The organism is Thalassospira xianhensis MCCC 1A02616, from assembly GCF_003326475.1.
Classification (GTDB): Bacteria; Pseudomonadota; Alphaproteobacteria; order Rhodospirillales; family Thalassospiraceae; genus Thalassospira; species Thalassospira xianhensis.
Window position 1 is genome coordinate 176,915 of record NZ_JPWA01000005.1, and the last position, 17,287, is coordinate 194,201.

At 55.6% G+C, this 17,287-nt stretch carries 12 protein-coding genes; 4 read left to right on the forward strand and 8 right to left on the reverse strand.

Annotation, left to right across the window (positions count from 1 at the left end; translation table 11 throughout):
• The first annotated feature begins 1 nt into the window (after position 1).
• Positions 2-3,343 carry an error-prone DNA polymerase gene (locus TH5_RS06660; RefSeq protein WP_244204840.1) on the forward strand — a complete coding sequence of 1,114 codons (3,342 nt, stop codon included), beginning with the start codon at positions 2-4 and terminating at the stop codon, positions 3,341-3,343.
• A 63-nt stretch (positions 3,344-3,406) separates the two neighbouring features.
• Here TH5_RS06660 and TH5_RS06665 read toward each other — a convergent pair whose 3' ends face one another.
• From TH5_RS06665 to TH5_RS06685, 5 genes are all read right to left on the reverse strand, one after another.
• A complete protein-coding gene (locus tag TH5_RS06665; protein WP_114121193.1) occupies positions 3,407-5,167 on the reverse strand; it encodes a M14 family metallopeptidase in 1,761 nt (586 codons plus the stop codon).
• The gene (locus TH5_RS06670) at positions 5,164-6,018 is read right to left on the reverse strand and encodes an ABC transporter permease (protein ID WP_114121194.1); all 855 of its coding nucleotides are present in this window, start codon (positions 6,016-6,018) and stop codon (positions 5,164-5,166) included. The genes TH5_RS06665 and TH5_RS06670 overlap by 4 nt, the downstream gene beginning before the upstream one ends.
• Before the next feature lie 4 nt (positions 6,019-6,022).
• Positions 6,023-6,946, reverse strand: a complete 924-nt coding sequence (locus TH5_RS06675) for an ABC transporter permease (protein WP_114121195.1) — start codon at positions 6,944-6,946, stop codon at positions 6,023-6,025.
• 69 nt (positions 6,947-7,015) lie between these two features.
• On the reverse strand, positions 7,016-8,548 hold the full coding sequence (locus TH5_RS06680; protein ID WP_007091387.1) for an ABC transporter substrate-binding protein: 1,533 nt from the start codon (positions 8,546-8,548) through the stop codon (positions 7,016-7,018).
• A 67-nt stretch (positions 8,549-8,615) separates the two neighbouring features.
• A complete protein-coding gene (locus TH5_RS06685) occupies positions 8,616-10,448 on the reverse strand; it encodes an ABC transporter ATP-binding protein (RefSeq protein WP_114121196.1) in 1,833 nt (610 codons plus the stop codon).
• A 629-nt stretch (positions 10,449-11,077) separates the two neighbouring features.
• Here TH5_RS06685 and TH5_RS06690 point away from each other — a divergent pair.
• Positions 11,078-11,791: a GNAT family N-acetyltransferase gene (locus TH5_RS06690; RefSeq protein WP_114121197.1), complete on the forward strand. Its 714-nt coding sequence runs from the start codon at positions 11,078-11,080 to the stop codon at positions 11,789-11,791.
• Positions 11,792-11,861: 70 nt separating this feature from the next.
• Positions 11,862-12,803, forward strand: a complete 942-nt coding sequence (locus tag TH5_RS06695; RefSeq protein ID WP_114121198.1) for a glucosaminidase domain-containing protein — start codon at positions 11,862-11,864, stop codon at positions 12,801-12,803.
• 33 nt (positions 12,804-12,836) lie between these two features.
• Here the strand turns inward: TH5_RS06695 and TH5_RS06700 are convergent, their stop codons facing one another.
• The 3 genes from TH5_RS06700 to TH5_RS06710 form a co-directional block, all read right to left on the reverse strand.
• Entirely contained in the window at positions 12,837-14,033 is a 1,197-nt protein-coding gene (locus tag TH5_RS06700) for a CmpA/NrtA family ABC transporter substrate-binding protein (protein WP_114121199.1), read from the reverse strand.
• A 3-nt stretch (positions 14,034-14,036) separates the two neighbouring features.
• Positions 14,037-14,624, reverse strand: a complete 588-nt coding sequence (locus TH5_RS06705) for an ANTAR domain-containing response regulator (protein WP_114121200.1) — start codon at positions 14,622-14,624, stop codon at positions 14,037-14,039.
• A gap of 122 nt (positions 14,625-14,746) precedes the next feature.
• Positions 14,747-16,111, reverse strand: a complete 1,365-nt coding sequence (locus TH5_RS06710) for an MFS transporter (protein WP_114121201.1) — start codon at positions 16,109-16,111, stop codon at positions 14,747-14,749.
• A 721-nt stretch (positions 16,112-16,832) separates the two neighbouring features.
• Between TH5_RS06710 and TH5_RS06725 the strand changes: the two genes are divergently transcribed.
• Positions 16,833-17,287: NAD(P)/FAD-dependent oxidoreductase (locus tag TH5_RS06725; RefSeq protein ID WP_147250057.1), on the forward strand; the 455-nt coding region annotated here is incomplete at its 3' end.

Below are 17,287 nucleotides of genomic sequence, written 5' to 3' on the forward strand. Positions count from 1 at the left end.
CATGACCGGTTTCCCCCTTCTCCAAACGGTACCTCCTTACGCCGAATTACAGGTCAGCAGCAATTTTTCCTTCCTGCGCGGTGCCTCCCACGCCGAGGAACTGGTTCTTATGGCAGCAAGCAAAGGACTGCATGCCATTGCGATAACCGACTGCAACACCTTGGCCGGGGTCGTGCGTGGCCACACAGCACATCAGCCCCACAGGGACCGGCTGAATTATATTGTCGGCTGTCGGCTTGATCCCGTCGATGGCCCGTCGCTGTTATGTTACCCGACGGATCGTACTACCTATGCCCGGTTATGCCGGTTACTGACCCTTGGCAAACGTCGTGCGCCAAAGGGTGAATGCGAAATTTATCTGGCCGATATCATAAATCATGCCGACGGGTTGCTCTTTATCGCGGTTCCGCCACAAGTCCCCGATGGCACCTTTCGCACGCAGCTGATCGACCTTAAACGCCATTTATCGGGCCAACTTTGGCTTGCCATCGGGCGGTTCATGGACGGGTTTGATAGCGAACGGCTGACCTTTACCGAGACGGTCGAGGCAGAACTTGCCATCCCGGCGGTTGTCACCAATGACGTGCACATGCATGTCCGGTCGCGCAAACCGTTGCAGGATGTCCTGACCTGTATCCGCCATCATTGCCGGATCGAGGATGCCGGATACCGGCTGTTTCCCAATGGTGAACGCCACATCAAAAGCCCGCAGGACATGTACCGGCTTTTCCCGGCACATCCCGAATGGCTGGCACGTACCGTTGAAATCGCAGATCAATGCCGGTTTTCCTTATCCGAATTACGTTATGAATATCCCGATGAAAATGACGGATCGGGCGAAAGCACACAGGAACGCCTGACCCGACTGACATGGGAAGGTGCGCATAAACGCTATCCCGATGGCATCCCCAACAAGGTCCGGGGATTGATCGAAGCCGAACTTAAACTGATCGACGAACTCGGCTATGCCCCCTATTTCCTGACGGTGCATGACATTGTCGCCTTTGCCAGATCGCAAAACATTCTGTGTCAGGGACGCGGATCGGCCGCCAATTCATCGGTCTGTTTCTGCCTGCATGTCACATCGGTTGACCCGGCCAAGGTGGAACTTCTTTTTTCGCGCTTCATCAGCAACGCACGGAACGAGCCGCCCGACATCGATGTTGATTTTGAACATGAACGCCGCGAAGAGGTGATCCAGCATATCTATCAACGCTATGGCCGGGACCGCGCCGGACTGACCGCAACCGTGATTTCATACCGGTCGCGAAGCGCGATCCGCGATGTCGGCAAGGTGTTCGGCCTGCCCGAAGACACCATTGTCAAACTGACCAAAACCATCTGGGGGTCAGGCAGCAAGGGCGCACATGATGAAATGATGCGCCAGTCCGGCATTCATCCCGATGAACCACGTCTGAAAGCCGTTCTTGATCTGGCAGGGGAACTGACCGGGTTCCCGCGTCATCTGTCGCAGCATGTTGGCGGATTTGTCATCACCCGTGGGCCATTATGCGAACTGTCCCCGATTGCCAATGCCGCGATGGAGGACCGCACCACCATCGAATGGGACAAGGACGATATCGATGCGTTGGGCATCCTCAAGGTCGATGTGCTTGCCCTCGGAATGCTAAGCTGCATTCGCAAGGCATTCGATGAATTGCGGAACCACAAGAATATTGATCATGATCTGGCAAGCCTGCCCAAGGAAGACGGGCGGGTTTATGACATGCTGGAAAAAGCCGACAGCATCGGCACATTTCAGGTTGAATCCCGCGCACAAATGAGCATGCTGCCGCGACTGAAACCACGCAGCATCTATGACCTGACCATTCAGGTTGCCATTGTCCGCCCCGGCCCGATCCAGGGCGGCATGGTCCATCCCTTCCTGCAACGGCGCATGGGCCGCGAAAAGGTCGATTACCCGTCCAAGGAACTGGAAGCCGTTTTGAGACGCACCTGTGGCGTGCCCCTGTTTCAGGAACAGGCCATGCAGATCGCCATCGTGGCTGCCGGTTATACCGGCGGCGAAGCCGATGAACTGCGCCGTGCCATGGCAACCTTTCGCCGCACGGGCACGATTGGCGCGCATCGCGACAAATTCATCAATGGCATGCAAAAAAACGGATATGACATCGACTTTGCCGAACGGTGCTTCAAACAGATCGAAGGCTTCGCCGATTACGGTTTCCCCGAAAGCCATGCGGCCAGTTTTGCCATCCTTGCCTATGCGTCATCTTGGCTTAAATGCCATCATCCCGATGTGTTTTTATGCGCGCTTCTGAACGCGCAACCGATGGGGTTCTATGCCCCGGCGCAACTGGTGGCGGATGCAAAAAATCACGGTGTCCGGGTGCTTGAAATCGATATCAATCACAGCTTCTGGGACAATCATCTGGAACGGGAACTGGGCCGCGCCAGCGGCCATCTTTCCGTCCGGCTGGGCTTCCGACAGATCAAGGGATTTGGGCAGCTTGATGCCCTGTCGCTGATTGCCAACCGCCCGGTCGGCGGGTTTCAGGATGCCTTTCTGATGGCGCGTCAGACCGGGCTATCGCCTGCTGCCCTTGAAAAACTGGCCGAGGCCGATGCGTTTGGATCCTTTGGCCTATCACGCCGCGAAGCATTATGGGCCGTCCGCCGGTTTGGCAAGGGGCGCAAGGCCCCGGCGGCCCTGCCCCTGTTTGAAGCCGCCCAGAATTTCAACCACAACATGGGCGTTTCCGCCGAATTCGGGCCCGAGGCCCCGGTCAACCTGCCAACCATGGGACCGGGCGAAGAAATCATCGAAGATTACGCAAGCCTGCGGCTGTCGCTTAAGGGGCACCCGGTCTCGATGCTGCGCGATGCCCTGTCCGCAGCCGGGGTTTGCAAATCGACCGATCTGGTCAATTTCAAGAATAACGAACGGATCAACCATGCCGGTCTTGCCATTGTTCGCCAGCGCCCCGGCACCTCGTCCGGCGTGGTTTTCATAACGCTTGAGGATGAAACGGGCATCACAAACCTTGTGGTCTGGAGCAAGGTGATGGAACAGTTCCGCCGCGAGGTAATGACCGCAACCGTCCTTGGCGTATCAGGCAAGCTTCAGCGCGAAGACGGTGTCACCCATATCATCGCTGATAAACTGGTTGACCTGTCAGGAATGCTGCAAAGCCTGACGGAGAATACCCGTATTGCACGCGCCAATAACACCCATCCCCGCAACCTGCGCTGGGCCACACCCGCCGCAGGAGCATCCGATCAAACCGGCCCCGTTGCCCAAAACCTTGAACAGCTTGAACAACGCCACGGCAAACAGCAAAACACATCACGCCTTAAGGTCGATAGCCACGATTTCCACTAATCCCCAAACGAAAACACCCCGGCATTTGAACCGGGGTGTTTTGCCAAGGATCGACATGATCGATCAATCTTTATCAAGGTTCTGCCACGCATCATAGGCGGCAACAACCGTCGCCATCTGCGCGGTATGGGCCGCGATAAAGGCATCGCCATAGATCGTTTCATCGGGATATTCAGTAATCAGGGTCAGCGGCACGTCATGACGGTCATCAACCGAAATCATGCACGGGAAACCATTGATGATCCGAAAACCGGTTTCACCGGCATGAATGCGATACAGATCAATCTGTGCCGCGTTGAATGCCAGAAGCCCCGGAATGGCGGCAAGTTTTCGGGTGACCTGATCGATAAAGTTTTCCGCCCGTTCCGACCACTCATCATGATGGCGCATGATCAGGAAAAACCCCTTCGGCAGGGTCCACATGCCAAACCCGCGCGGAACATACCCCGAAAGCGGTCGGGTCCATTCATGGCAGGGATAGCCATGCAGATTGACATGCAGACTTGCCCCGCTGATGGCACGCGCCCGAACCCGGATTTCCTTTTCATAAAGGCCATCACCGCTGCGATATTCCATGTCATCGCCAAGCGCTGTATAGCGTGCCGCATGATGCATATGGTTCGGGTTATCCACAATCAGGCGCTGATGAAGGGCATAACCATCCGGGTTTTCCAGCGGTGAAATCGTGAAATGTGCCCCATCACGCTTCGCCAGCTCCAACGCCCCGCGAAGCGCACCTGCAACACCGGAAATCTCGTTGGGGTGCTGCCCGCCACTGATCATGACCGGCAAATCCGTCCCCTTGTGATAGCGCGCATTCAAAACACGCCCGGACCGCGACGTCGCATGGAATTCTTCGCCGCTGATCCCGTCAAGCTCGGCCCGGATTTGCGCAACCGTCAACGGGCGGGTGGCGCGATCAATCTGTTGCATCTCCCCCGTTGCCTCGTCCTTTGACAGGGGGCGCAATCCAACCGTGACACGGGCGTCACCATCACCGGACACCTGACGGATTTCCGGGACAATCTGCCCCGGCTGCAACCCGCGATCACCCAGCGGACGGCCTGATTTGACCTGAAAATATTCCAGCAGCGAGAAATAGAAATCCTCGTGCAGGGCTTCATGCAGGCTCAGAACCTCGTGACCATGTGCGATCTTCTGATCATGCCCGGGCAGATCGACCGAGATATTCAGCTCTTCGAAATAGGGCTCCTGATCGCCCCAGTCATGATCGGCAATGGCCGTCATGGTCCGGGCGAAAAGCGCCTCATATTGGGTTTCAGTCCGTTCATCGCGGACAATCTGACCATCGGCATCGGTAATCCGCACCCACCCGGTCGGCGACAGGTTGGTTTCATCAACCACATCCTGATGCACCCGGTTTGGCGCAAAGACTTCATGACGGGTTTCAACCCCGTCCGCTCCACGCAGGATCACATCATAGGTGCAATCGCAACGATCCGTAATATCCGCCGCCTCGAACGTGATCAAGGCTGGCGCAACCAAGGCCGCCAAGGGATAGGTTTCAAGCAGGAAGCGATTATCCGCCGCATTTTCATGGCGCGGATAACGCACCGTGATGTCGGCAATGCCGGATTTTGCCAGATCAATATCTTCAAGAAAGAAGTGCAAAAGCGGCTTATAGGCACTGCGAATGCGCGCCTTGATCCCCTGCTCGGCCAACTTTGCCTCGGCCGCAGCACGGGTTTGGGCATCATTAAACAGCCATGCCTCGATAAGCTGCCCGGGGCGGGCAGCCTTGACGATTTCGTCGATCAGATTTGGGAGGGTAGGCGCAAAGGTGGTGGCGAAAATCTGTGTCATTTGGACGTCCTGCCTGTGGGGTCAAGGCTATCGCGCAGCCAGTCGCCCAGAAGGTTCAGGCCAAGCACGGTCAGAAGAATGGCAAGCCCGGGGAAAACCGATACCCACCAGGCATTCTGCAAATAGGTCCGCCCATCCGCGAGCATCCCGCCCCAGCTCGGGATCAGGGGATCAACACCCAGCCCAAGGAAGGTCAGGCTGCTTTCAAGCAAGATGTTGGTCGCAACGTTAAGCGTCATCAGAACGATAACCGGCCCGATCAGGTTGGGCAGAAGGTGACGGAACAGGATATGAATATCGCGCACGCCAATCGCCTTGGCCGACTGGATGAATTCCCGATCGCGCAATGACAGAACCGATCCCCGCACCAGACGGGCATATTGCACCCATTGCGCAATGATCAGCAGAATGATCATGTTGGTCAGTCCGCCACCAATAATCGCGATAAAGGTGATCGCCAGCAAAATGAACGGCAATGCAAGCTGCACATCGGCAAAGCGCATCACGATCATGTCCCAGAAACCGCGATAATATCCCGATATCAGGCCCATGATCACACCAATGACAACCGCCCCGGCAACCGACAGCAAACCAACCTGAAGCGATATTTTGCCCCCTGAAACCACACGCGCCAGAACGTCACGCCCCAGCGGATCGGTGCCAAAAATATGATCGGCATTGGTAAACGGCGCGATCAGGCGGGCCGAAAGATCAATCTTGTCCGCCCCGCCGGGAAACAGCAGATCGGAAAACACGACCAGAAAACAGATGCCACCGGTCAGAACAGCACCCAGAACGAATTCAAGATTTTTAAAGCGCGCAAACCGCGCCTTGGTTGTGATGGCTGTCATGGGGTTACTCCGTCCGGATACGTGGATCAATCAGGCCATATGCAATGTCGACAAGCAGGTTCACCCCGACAATCATGATCGACAGAACCGTAATCACCGCCTGCAAAACCGGATAATCACGTGCACCAACGGCCTCAAATGCCAGCGTGCCCATTCCCGGCCAGTTAAACACCAGTTCAACGACAACAATCCCGCCCAGAAGGTTGCCGAACTGCAAACCGAAATAGGTCACAAGCGGGATCGCACAATTGCGAAGCGCGTGTTTATACAGCACGACATTCTCGCTAAGCCCCTTGGCGCGCGCGACCATGATGTATTGCGACTGAAGAGTTTCCAGCATCGAGGTCCGCACAAGCCGCACATTGGTTGCGGTCAGGATCACCCCCATGGTGATCGCCGGCATGATGAAGTTTTCAATCCCCGTCATGCCACTTGGCGGCAGAAGCCGGAAAGTAATCGACAGCAACAGCACCAGCATGATCGCCAGCCAGAAATTCGGGAATGACAACCCGACCAGCGACAGGATGCGAATGACCTGATCGGGCCATTTGCCACGCGAAATGGCCGCCTTGATCCCCAGCGGGATCGAAATCACGATGGATACGAACATCGATGCAAACGCCAGCATAAGGGTCGCGGGCAACGCATTGGCGATCAGGGCCGAAACCTGCGTTCCGCCAAGGAAGGACCGACCGAAATCAAGGCTGAAAAGCCCCAGCATGAAATCGGCATACTGAACAAAAAATGGCTGGTTCAAACCAAGGGATTCACGAATACGTGCAAGGTCTTCCTCGGTGATGCTGCCGGCCCCCTGGCTTAGCATCAGCGCCGGGTCACCCGTCAGGCGGATGGCAAACGAGACAATCAATGTCACCGCGACGACCACGAAAATCGCCTGCAAAAGGCGTTTGATCAGAAAACCAGCCAAAACACTTGTCCTTTAAAGAAATAGGCATGAAAGCCGCCCGGCATCTGTCCGGGCGGCTTTCGTTTCACATCAGTCGACAGTCACTTCCGTCAGGCGCAGACGGCTGTCGGGAACCGGGGTGAAATTCTTGACGCGCTTGGAAACCCCAAAGATCGCATTAAGGTTATAAAGCGGCATTTCCAGCGCACGATCGGCCGTGTAATGCGCAATCGACTGGAGGATTTCTTCACGTTTGGCACGATCGGTAATCGCACGCTGGGATTCCAGCAGCTTGTCGAGTTCCGGATCGCTGTCATACGGGTTCCACTTTTCGCCCGTGTGATACATGAAGTAAGCGGTGTTATCATAATCAAGCGTCCAGCCGCCCCACGACTGCTGGAACATCGCACCGGTTTTACCCGCCGGAATGATGTCATTAAGCAGAACGTTGGTTTCATACGGCTTGATCGTCGCATTCAGGCCAATCACCTGAAGGTAGCTGGCAACAGCCTGGGCAACTTCGTTAAAGGTTGCGTCATTGCCGCGAATGTCGATCTGGATTTTCGTGCCCGGTGCAACACCGGCTTCTTTCAGAAGCGCCTGTGCCTTGGCCGGATCATACGGCAACGGTTTCATCGACGGATCATTGCCAAACGACAATTCACCTTGGAAACTTGCAATCGGCGCTGCCTGACCACCAAGGATCGAGTCAATGATCGCCTGACGATCCACACCGTAAATCATCGCCTTACGGACTTTTTCATCCGCCGTGATGCCATTGCCGGTGTTAAAGCGCAGCGCATAAACCGTCGGGCTTACGGTGGTGACGATATCGATATTTTCGTCTTCCTGAATGGTCGGGATCATGCCAATCGGAATGGTCGGCGGAATGACAAGATCAACGTTTCCGGCCTGAAGTTCCGCAACCGCGGTCGACGGTTCACTGATGAAGCGATACTTGATGGTCGAAAGTTTCGGCGCACCACCCCAATGATCGGCATAAGCTTCAAGCGTCAGACCAACTTTCGGCTCATAGGAAACCATTTTGAACGGACCGGTGCCAATCGGATGGGCGTTGAAATAATCTTCGCCTTTTTCCGCGATATATTTCGGCGGAACAATCATCGCACCATAACCGGCAAGCTTGGTCAGAAGCACCGGATCCGGCTGGGTCAGATGCATGTCGACGGTGTTTTCGTCAATAACTTCGACCGATTTGATCGCGGCATAGTTTGACCGCTGCGGCCCTTTTTTGCCTTCATCGCCCATCAGGCGATCAAAGGTGAATTTGACCGCTTCGGCATTGAACGGCTCGCCATTCTGGAAGGTCACGCCCTCGCGCAGATGGAAACGGATGCGCGTGCCGCCATCAAATTCTTCCCATGATGACGCAAGCCCCGGAACCAGTTTGGCATCCGGCCCGCGATAGGTCAGACCGTCATAAATATTGGTCGCAACCGACGACCAGTTGACCAGAAACGTATCAACCGGGTCCCAGCTACCGGGGTCCTGTGGTGATGAAATGGTCAAGGTGCCTTCGGCATATGCCGGCGCAGTTGCCATCAGGCCGCCCGCAAAGGCAAGAGCCATCAGCGCACTGCGCATTCCCTGTTTTTTCGTCATGTTATTTTTTTCTCCGTTGTTGGTGGCTTGGCGCGAGGGGAGACAAGGCTTGCGACCCAAGGGCCGCTTAACGTGCGTCGGCCACAAAGTGACCGGGCGCAATTTCACGATGAGCAAGAATGGCCGGTTCATCACCGACCCGACGGATCGGGCTGGGGATTTCGCCATCCATCAGAATATGGTTTCGCACGATTGCCGGGTCGGCAACCGGCACGGCACTCAGAAGTCGTTGGGTATAGGGATGGGTTGGCGTTTCAAGAACCTGCTGACGCGACCCGAGTTCGGCAACCTGGCCAAGGTAAAGCACGGCGACCCGGTGGCTCATTTTTTCGACCACCGCCATGTCATGGCTGATGAACAGATACGCCAGTCCATGCTCTTCCTGAAGCTCCATGAACAGATTGATGATCTGCGCCTGGATCGACACATCAAGCGCCGAAAGCGCCTCGTCGGCAATGATCAGCTTGGGATTGGATGCCAAGGCGCGCGCAATGCAGATACGCTGCCGCTGACCGCCCGAAAATTCATGCGGGTAACGGTTGGCATGGGCCGATTTCAGACCGACCCGCTCCAGCAACTGGTCAACCCGCGCTGAAATCTGTTTGTCACCCTCAATCAGGCGATGTGTGCGGATCGGCTCGGCAATCGAAAATCCGATTTTCTTACGCGGATCAAGGGACGCAAAGGGATCCTGAAAGATATACTGGATTTCCTGACGCAGGCGCTGCTGTTCGCCTTTGCCCATGTCACTAAATGCGCGGCCTTCAAAACTGATATTGCCCGCTGTTGCCTTCTGCAATTGCTGGATCGTGCGGCCAATGGTCGATTTGCCCGATCCGGACTCTCCGACAAGGGCCAGCGTCTCGCCGCGATAAATATCGAAACTGACATTCTCGACCGCGTGAACCCGGTGGGAAACCCCACCAAACAAACCCTTTTTGATATCAAAGCGCGTCACCAGATCACGCACCGACAATAACGGGGCTTCGTCGTAACGTGCGGTATTCTGGATATGCTCCGTCCCGACCAGACGCGGCGTATCGCCATCCATCATCGTCACAGGGAACCGTTTGGGGAATGCTTCGCCCGTCATGCTGCCCAGTTTGGGCACCGCCGACAGCAGGGTCTGGGTATAAGGATGGGCCGGATTGGCAAAAATATCGGCAACCGTACCTTCTTCGACCTTTTTGCCTTTCCACATGACCACAACATCATCGGCAACTTCGGCAACAACCCCCATGTCATGGGTGATGAAAATCACCGCCATGCCAAGTTCCTGTTGCAGGTCACGGATGATGGTCAAAATTTGCGCCTGAATGGTCACGTCAAGCGCCGTGGTCGGTTCATCCGCAATCAGGACCTTGGGCCGGCAGGCAAGCGCCATGGCAATCATGACGCGCTGGCGCATCCCGCCCGAAAGCTGATGGGGATACCGCCCCAGAAGTTCCTGCGCATCAGGCAGCCGCACCATATCAAGCAGCCGTTTGCTTTCAACAAGCGCGTCGGGCTTCGACATGCCTTCATGCAGCATCAGGGATTCCGCAATCTGATCGCCGATGGTGAAAACCGGGTTCAGCGACGTCATCGGTTCCTGAAAAATCATCGCGATGTCTTTGCCGCGAATGCTGCGCATCTGCTTTTGCGACAGTACCAGCAAATCTTCATCGCGATCCTGTGGTGTGAACCGGATGCGCCCCGATGCATAGGATGCGCCCATCATGTCGGCCAGACGCATGATCGACATCGATGTCACCGACTTGCCCGATCCGGACTCCCCGACAATTGCCAATGTCCTTCCGGGCTTCACGGCAAAACTCAGATTTTCGATGACCCGGCTGTCGCCGAACTCAACGGACAAATCTTCGACGGACAGGATCGGAACAGAAACAGAATCAGTCACGCAAACATCCTCGGCAATCTAAGGCGGATGCGCGGGTGGCGCGCACCGGTCAAACCGGTGTCAGTGCTGCAAGACGTGATTGGCGCCAGATAGGGGTTCTTCGTCCGGCACGGTGGGGGCCGTGGCCTTCTGATGAAGCGTAACGGAAAGTTGTAACGCGATCCCTCTTAACGACGATTGCCAACAACCCTGATACCGAATTCATGGTTTTTTATTTTGTATACAAACCTCATCATTTATTCGACAAATTGTCAACGAATTGAATTTCACTAAATTCAATTCGGTTTTAATGCCTTGTTTTCGCATAATAGATCACCCAATCCGGACGAATTAAACGGTTGTTTCACAATCATAATTCCGCATCGCAGCATTTCACTCCATGTCACGAGCAGTTCAACGCACCTTACAACCCAAAGACGAACGCATAACGCCACGTTCGCACCGTGCAACCAAAGACTCCTCATGACCTGACGCCAGACCACCCTCCCCTCTGCCAAACCGCGGCCGTTTTTGGATCATCTCGTTAGCCCCGCAAATTGGTCCCCTTCATTTTGCCAAAACGGTCCTTTATGGCGCACCAATAATACCCCAGACTGCATGCTCCCTCGCCTCACAACAAAGGTCATCAGATGCCATCCGAATATAAAAACGAATTTGGTCAGCCGGTCGGCCGCCCGGTTGAAAACTGGAAAGAATGCCCGATGCCACCACGCAGTGACATGGTTGGCAACCATGTCATCGTCAGCCCGATTGATGTCAAACGCGACGCCAGACACCTGTTTGATGCCAACCGCAAAGCCATCGACGGATCGCGCTTTACCTATCTTTTCAATGACGCATTCGTGGATTTTGATGCTTATCAGGCGTGGCTTGAAACCATGGCCGCCACCAGCGACCCGATGCTGCATACTATCATCGACAAGGCATCGAACAAGGCGGTCGGCGTTGCCGCCTTCATGCGGATCGATACCAAATTTGGCGGCATTGAAATCGGCAACATCAACTATTCCCCGGCCCTGTCGCAAACCATCGGCGGAACAGAGGCGATGTATATGATGATGAAACGCGCCTTTGACGAACTGGGCTACCGCCGTTACGAATGGAAATGCGACGATCAGAACGCTCCGTCGCGCGCCGCCGCCCTGCGATACGGTTTCACCTACGAAGGCACCTTCCGTAACCACATGGTTTACAAGGGACGCAACCGCGACACCGCGTGGTTTTCGATTACCGATCTTGAATGGCCCGCAGTCAGGGCCGCGTTCGAAGCATGGCTTGTCCCCGGCAACTTTGATGAGAACGGCAAACAACGCAATAGTCTGCAAAGCTTCCGCAAGGTATAATCACGCGCAGGGAACAAGTGAACACAAGCAACGCGCGCATTCATGATCGCGCATCGCGGGAGGTTATGCCATGCCGTCCTTTTCCGTTTGCCTGCAAAACAGCCTGAAATACCTGATAACAATCATCTTTCTGATCGGCGCGGCACAAATTGCACGCGCCGATATTACCCTGCCTATGCCCGATCCGGATCAGATCAAACGGATCGAGCTTAACGGCTACGAGCAGCTTGAAGAGCTTTACGAAAGCCTCGATTACACCCGGCAAAGCTGGCAGGACGGCAAACGCGAAGTCCCGCGCCTGTTCCTGCAAACCATCCCCGAAAGATGGCGCAGCGAAATCAGCGATCAGGTCACCGTTGCCACCAAAAAACGGATTTTCTTCCGCACATTGGGGCCGCTTGCCCTGCTCGCGAACGAGGAAATCGAATTTCAGCGCGCCGCACTGGAAAAGGCCATTTCCGATGGTGACAATACCGTAATCACGGAGCTTGCCACCCAGTACAGGGTCGATGGTGCCCCGGGTGACAGCACAACCATAGCCGAATTGCGCAAACGGATCAATCCTGTGCCGCCGTCACTTGTTCTGGCGCAGATGGCCATCGAAAGCGGCTGGGCCACATCGCGCTTTGCCGCTCTTGGCAATGCCCTGTTTGGCCAATGGACCTATGATGGCGAGGGCATAACCCCCGAACAGCAACGAACGCACCTTGGCGATTATAAAATCGCATCCTTCCGAACCCCGTTCGGATCGGTGCGCGCCTATCTGCTGAACCTCAACACCCATAATGCCTATGCCGATCTGCGTGACATGCGGGCAAGCGATATCGCGGCAAACCGTCAGTCAACCGGCATGGAACTGGCCGAAGCCCTGATCCGCTATTCCGAACGCGGGGAAGAATATGTCAAGGAAGTCCAGGCCGTCATCCGGCAGAACAGCTTGCAGGAAGTCGACAATGCCGTCCTTGAAGGACCATATTATCACCTGATCCCGATCGGCGCGACGGCGCAATAGGTTCGCATGCACAAGCCGACAGCCGGTGCCGGATTATCCCCCGACACCGGCAAAGTTCCGCATATCGAAAATGCTGTTATCAAGAAACGCATCCGGACCGACAAACGCCCGGTCGGCGGCATCATTGACACCCTCGACCCGCCAGTCATCATGCGGAAGCGCAACATCAAGCCCCTTGACCGCACGACGATAAAGGTCGGGACGGTAAATATCGGAAATAAGCGTATTGAAATCGACGGAGGCGTCCACCTGTCCCCAGCGCTGCATCTGTATGCCAACCCAAGCACCTTGCGACAGCCACGGGAACGTCGCGGTATAGCGATAGAACACATGGCGATCCGGGGCCTCAATCGGGTTGTCACCGGGTTTAAGAACCGGCCGGCCAAGCAACGACGCCCGCAAAATATCAAACGATGCACCGACGTGATTTTCACCAGACAGCAATTGCGCCAGCTCGGTGCGGTTTTCGGGCTGATCGGCCCATTCCGCTGACCGGACAAGCGCACGTACCAGCGCATCCACCGTATCGGGATTGGATTGCACCCAGTCTTCGCGCACGCCAAGAACCTTTTCCGGGCTGCGCGCCCAGATATCTTCCTTAAGGGCGACAATCACCCCGTCCCCGTGGAATACCGCCCGCTGGTTCCAGGGTTCGCCAACGCAATACCCATCGACCCAGCCATTGCGCAGACTGTCAAACATGCGCGGCGGTGCGATGACGCCGATATTGATGTCCTTGTCCGGGTCAATGCCCCCCGCCGCCATCCAGTAACGCAGTTCGTAATTATGGCTTGAATACGGGAACACGGTCGCAAAGGACATGATCGGGCGACCAGCCGCCCGGTCCTCATCAATCACCTTTTTCAGCGCCCGCGCCGAAAGCCCGCGCGGCCCATGCATCGCCGCCGGATCTGCTTCAAGCATCCGCTGATAAAGCCGGGTTGAAACCGTAATCGCATTCCCGCCCCGCCCAAGTGCCATCGGAACCGCAATGCGTTGCGACGGCATCCCGCCAAGTCCAAGGCGCGCCGCCAACGGAATACCCGCCAGAAGATGGGCCGCGTCATAAACCCCATAAGACAGCTTGTCGCGAATGGCCGCCCAGGACATTTCCCGGATCAGGGTCAGGTCGATATTCTCTTCCTCGGCAAAGCCCTTGGCGCGCGCCACGACAGGCAGGGCGCAATCCACAAGCGGTACAAAGCCAAGTCGAACCTGTTTAAGGGACATGCGTTAGAACTCCAACTGAAAGGCCGTGATCACGCTTTGCGCGATTTCAGAAATTTTGCGGTTCTGCTTCATGGCGTTTTTGCGCAGCAGGTTATAGGCCTCATCCTCGGTCAGCCCCTTTTCCTGCATCAGAAGTCCTTTTGCCCGATCAATCAATTTGCGATCATTAAGCTTGGCCTTGGCTTCGTCCCGTTCCCGGCGCAACTGATCGAACGCGTTGAAACGCGAAATCGCCATTTCGACGATGGGCCGAATACGATCCTGACGCAAGCCATCAACGACATAGGCACTGACCCCGGCCTCGACCGCCTCGCGGATCGTGTTGCTGTCGCTCTGATCAACAAACATCGCAATCGGGCGCGCAATAACGCGCGATACCTGAAACATCTGTTCAAGTGTATCGCGGTCCGGGTTTTCAAGATCAATGATGATGATGTCGGGGGCCAACGCCTGAATGCGTTCGACCAGATTGTATGACGTGCCGATGCGGCTGACACGGGTATAGCCACTTTCGACAAGGCCGCGCTCGACAATGGCGGCACGGTCCGGGTTCTCATCGATCACCAGAATGCTGAAGTCTTCAAGCTTCATTTAAACCAACCCAAATCCCTGACGATCAAGGTCTCTCTCCTGTCTGTTCTTTTTCGCCCGGACCTTGATGGCCCGGTGAGAACCGGGATGCGACACATGCCGCATCCCGGAAAGGTCGTATCTTATTCTGCCGGAACCGCCTGCGCGCCGGATGGCAGCGCATCACGTTCCTGCATCGCTTTTTCAAAACGTTCCTTTTCCTCGGCCACGGTCTTTTCCGAGAAACGAACCGCAAGGGCTGCAAAGGAACAGATAATCACGGCAATGCCAAGATACATCAGGCCCTGCTGATAGGTCAGTGCTTCGGATTTAAACAGGAAGCCTGCAGCAACCGCCCCGGCATTCCCGCCCGCACCGACAATACCGGCAACCGAGCCAAGCGCCTTGCGATTGACAAACGGAACAATCCCGAATGTCGCACCTTCGGACATCTGCACGAAAAGCGAGAAGACCACCATCATCGACACCGCGATGACCAGCGCATCCATCATCGAAAACGCAACAAGTGCAACACCTTCGATGAACAACGCCAGGAACAGGAATTTGACCCGCCCCGAAAGCCCGCCCTTGGCGGCAAACTTGTCGGAAAACACCCCACCCAGCGTGCGGGCAAAGATATTCATCAGGCCAAACAGGCCGGCAATCAGACCGGCGGTCTGAAGGCTAAGCTCGAACCGGTCAAAGAAATAGATCGCGGCAATGTTGTTGATCGTAAGCTCGACACCAAAACACGCCCCGTAAACCAGAAACAGCGCCCAGACCCGATAATCCTTGGCCGCGGCCAGCATGCCCTTGGCCGCACCGGCATGATCATCTTCCGGGGACAGGGCACCGCTTTTGCGCATGTCGGCATAGTTGCCATCCGGCGCATCGGTGGTGAAGAACCAGTAAAGTACGGCAACCACCAGCATGATCACACCTGGGAAGACCATCGCCAGACGCCAGCCCATGGTTTCCGAAACGCCAAAGCCAAGCACCATGGCAAGGATCAGCGGCATGACCATCTGTGTCACACCACCGCCAAGGTTACCCCAGCCCGCCGTGGTGGCGTTTGCCGTCCCAACGACGTTCGGCGCAAACATAGTCGATGTATGATACTGCGTAATCACGAACGATGCCCCGATCGAGCCGATGGCTAGACGGGCCAACAGGAATGTTTCGTAACTATCTGCAAGCCCGATCAGCATGACCGGCAGGGAACCCAGAACCAGTAACGCAGTATAGGTCTTGCGCGGACCGATTTTATCGCAAAGCGGCCCGATCAGAAGACGGACAAGAACGGTGATCGCGACAGACGCGATGATGGTATTGCCGATTTCACCCTTGGTCAGGCCAAGATCGTCACGCACAAGCGGCATAAGCGGCGCAATACCGAACCAGCCAAAGAAACACAGGAAGAACGCAAGCCAGGTCAGGTGGAAAGTCCGCATCTGGACAGTCTTGAGACTGAAGAGATTGATCCGCGGAGCCTTGTTTTTGATTTCCATAACAATGAAGCCCTTCGTTTGGGTCGCTCCTAACCGGTTTCCCGATTGTTGCGACCGACGGTTATTTCCCCAAGGGCCGCACGCTTCATCAGATGGATTCCGCTGGCGGCCCGTCATTCGTTTCGATCGCGGCCGCGCCATCGTTGCGCGCCAAAATCGAACGTCTGATCGCCCGCCATTGGACGAAGAACTGTGAGTCACCCGTCATTGGGCCTGCTTCCGTCGAAGCGGCTCACATGACAACCCTGCTGCAAACAGCGCGCCAATTTTTTCGCATTGCGGAATTTTTCAAATAATCACCTGAAATCCAATACATTTTAATCACCGCAATTGCACAAACACAAAACCTGCCCCATATGCGAACCCTAAGTTTGCACATTTTTTAATCTTATCATTTTGCACGTGTCTATTTTTTAGACAATCATAGGTTTCATACGATTCCTGCACATTCCATAGACTTCCGGAATCTGCCTCAAAATCAGTGTCTTGCAAGTTTTTCGACACAATCTTCAGTTCTGGCACGCAACTTGTATAGTAAGGGATTAAGAGCGCGGGCAAGGTCGCCTGCTGCCACGGCAGAAATGCCAAACCCATATATAGAATCCAATGGCGGGTTCACCCGGATAACGACGTCCGTTGCGAGATTGCCTTTTTGACAGGCAGTGCGCACCGGGCGTTTTTTTTTGCCAATTCGCTTCCCGCGATCAGGAGCCAGAGACAAATGAACCACGTCCCTGCAGCACTTACCAAGAAACCCCGCCTTGTCGTCATCGGCAACGGCATGGCCGGCATGCGCACCGTCGAGGAAATCCTCGGTCGCGCCCCTGACAAATACGAAATCACCGTTTTCGGTGCCGAGCCACGCGTGAACTATAACCGCATCATGCTCTCGCCGCTTCTGTCGGGCGAAAAGGAATTCGACGATATCGTCATCAACACCGCCGAATGGTATCAGGAAAACCGCATCCATCTGTTTTCCGGCGATCCGGTGGTTGAAATCGACCGCGCCCGCAAGGTCGTCATTTCCAAAAGCGGCACCGAAACCGCCTATGACCAGCTTCTGCTGGCCACCGGGTCCGACCCGATCATGATCCCGATCCCCGGTCACAAGCTTTCGGGTGTTGTCACCTTCCGCGATGTCGATGATGTCGATACCATGCTGAAAACTGCCGCCAA

Coding starts and splice junctions, on each gene's coding strand:
- TH5_RS06660 (WP_244204840.1), top strand. CDS start 2: ATGACCGGTTTCCCCCTTCTCCAAACGGTACCTCCTTACGCCGAATTA.
- TH5_RS06665 (WP_114121193.1), bottom strand. CDS start 5,167: ATGACACAGATTTTCGCCACCACCTTTGCGCCTACCCTCCCAAATCTG.
- TH5_RS06670 (WP_114121194.1), bottom strand. CDS start 6,018: ATGACAGCCATCACAACCAAGGCGCGGTTTGCGCGCTTTAAAAATCTT.
- TH5_RS06680 (WP_007091387.1), bottom strand. CDS start 8,548: ATGACGAAAAAACAGGGAATGCGCAGTGCGCTGATGGCTCTTGCCTTT.
- TH5_RS06690 (WP_114121197.1), top strand. CDS start 11,078: ATGCCATCCGAATATAAAAACGAATTTGGTCAGCCGGTCGGCCGCCCG.
- TH5_RS06695 (WP_114121198.1), top strand. CDS start 11,862: ATGCCGTCCTTTTCCGTTTGCCTGCAAAACAGCCTGAAATACCTGATA.
- TH5_RS06700 (WP_114121199.1), bottom strand. CDS start 14,033: ATGTCCCTTAAACAGGTTCGACTTGGCTTTGTACCGCTTGTGGATTGC.
- TH5_RS06705 (WP_114121200.1), bottom strand. CDS start 14,624: ATGAAGCTTGAAGACTTCAGCATTCTGGTGATCGATGAGAACCCGGAC.
- TH5_RS06710 (WP_114121201.1), bottom strand. CDS start 16,111: ATGGAAATCAAAAACAAGGCTCCGCGGATCAATCTCTTCAGTCTCAAG.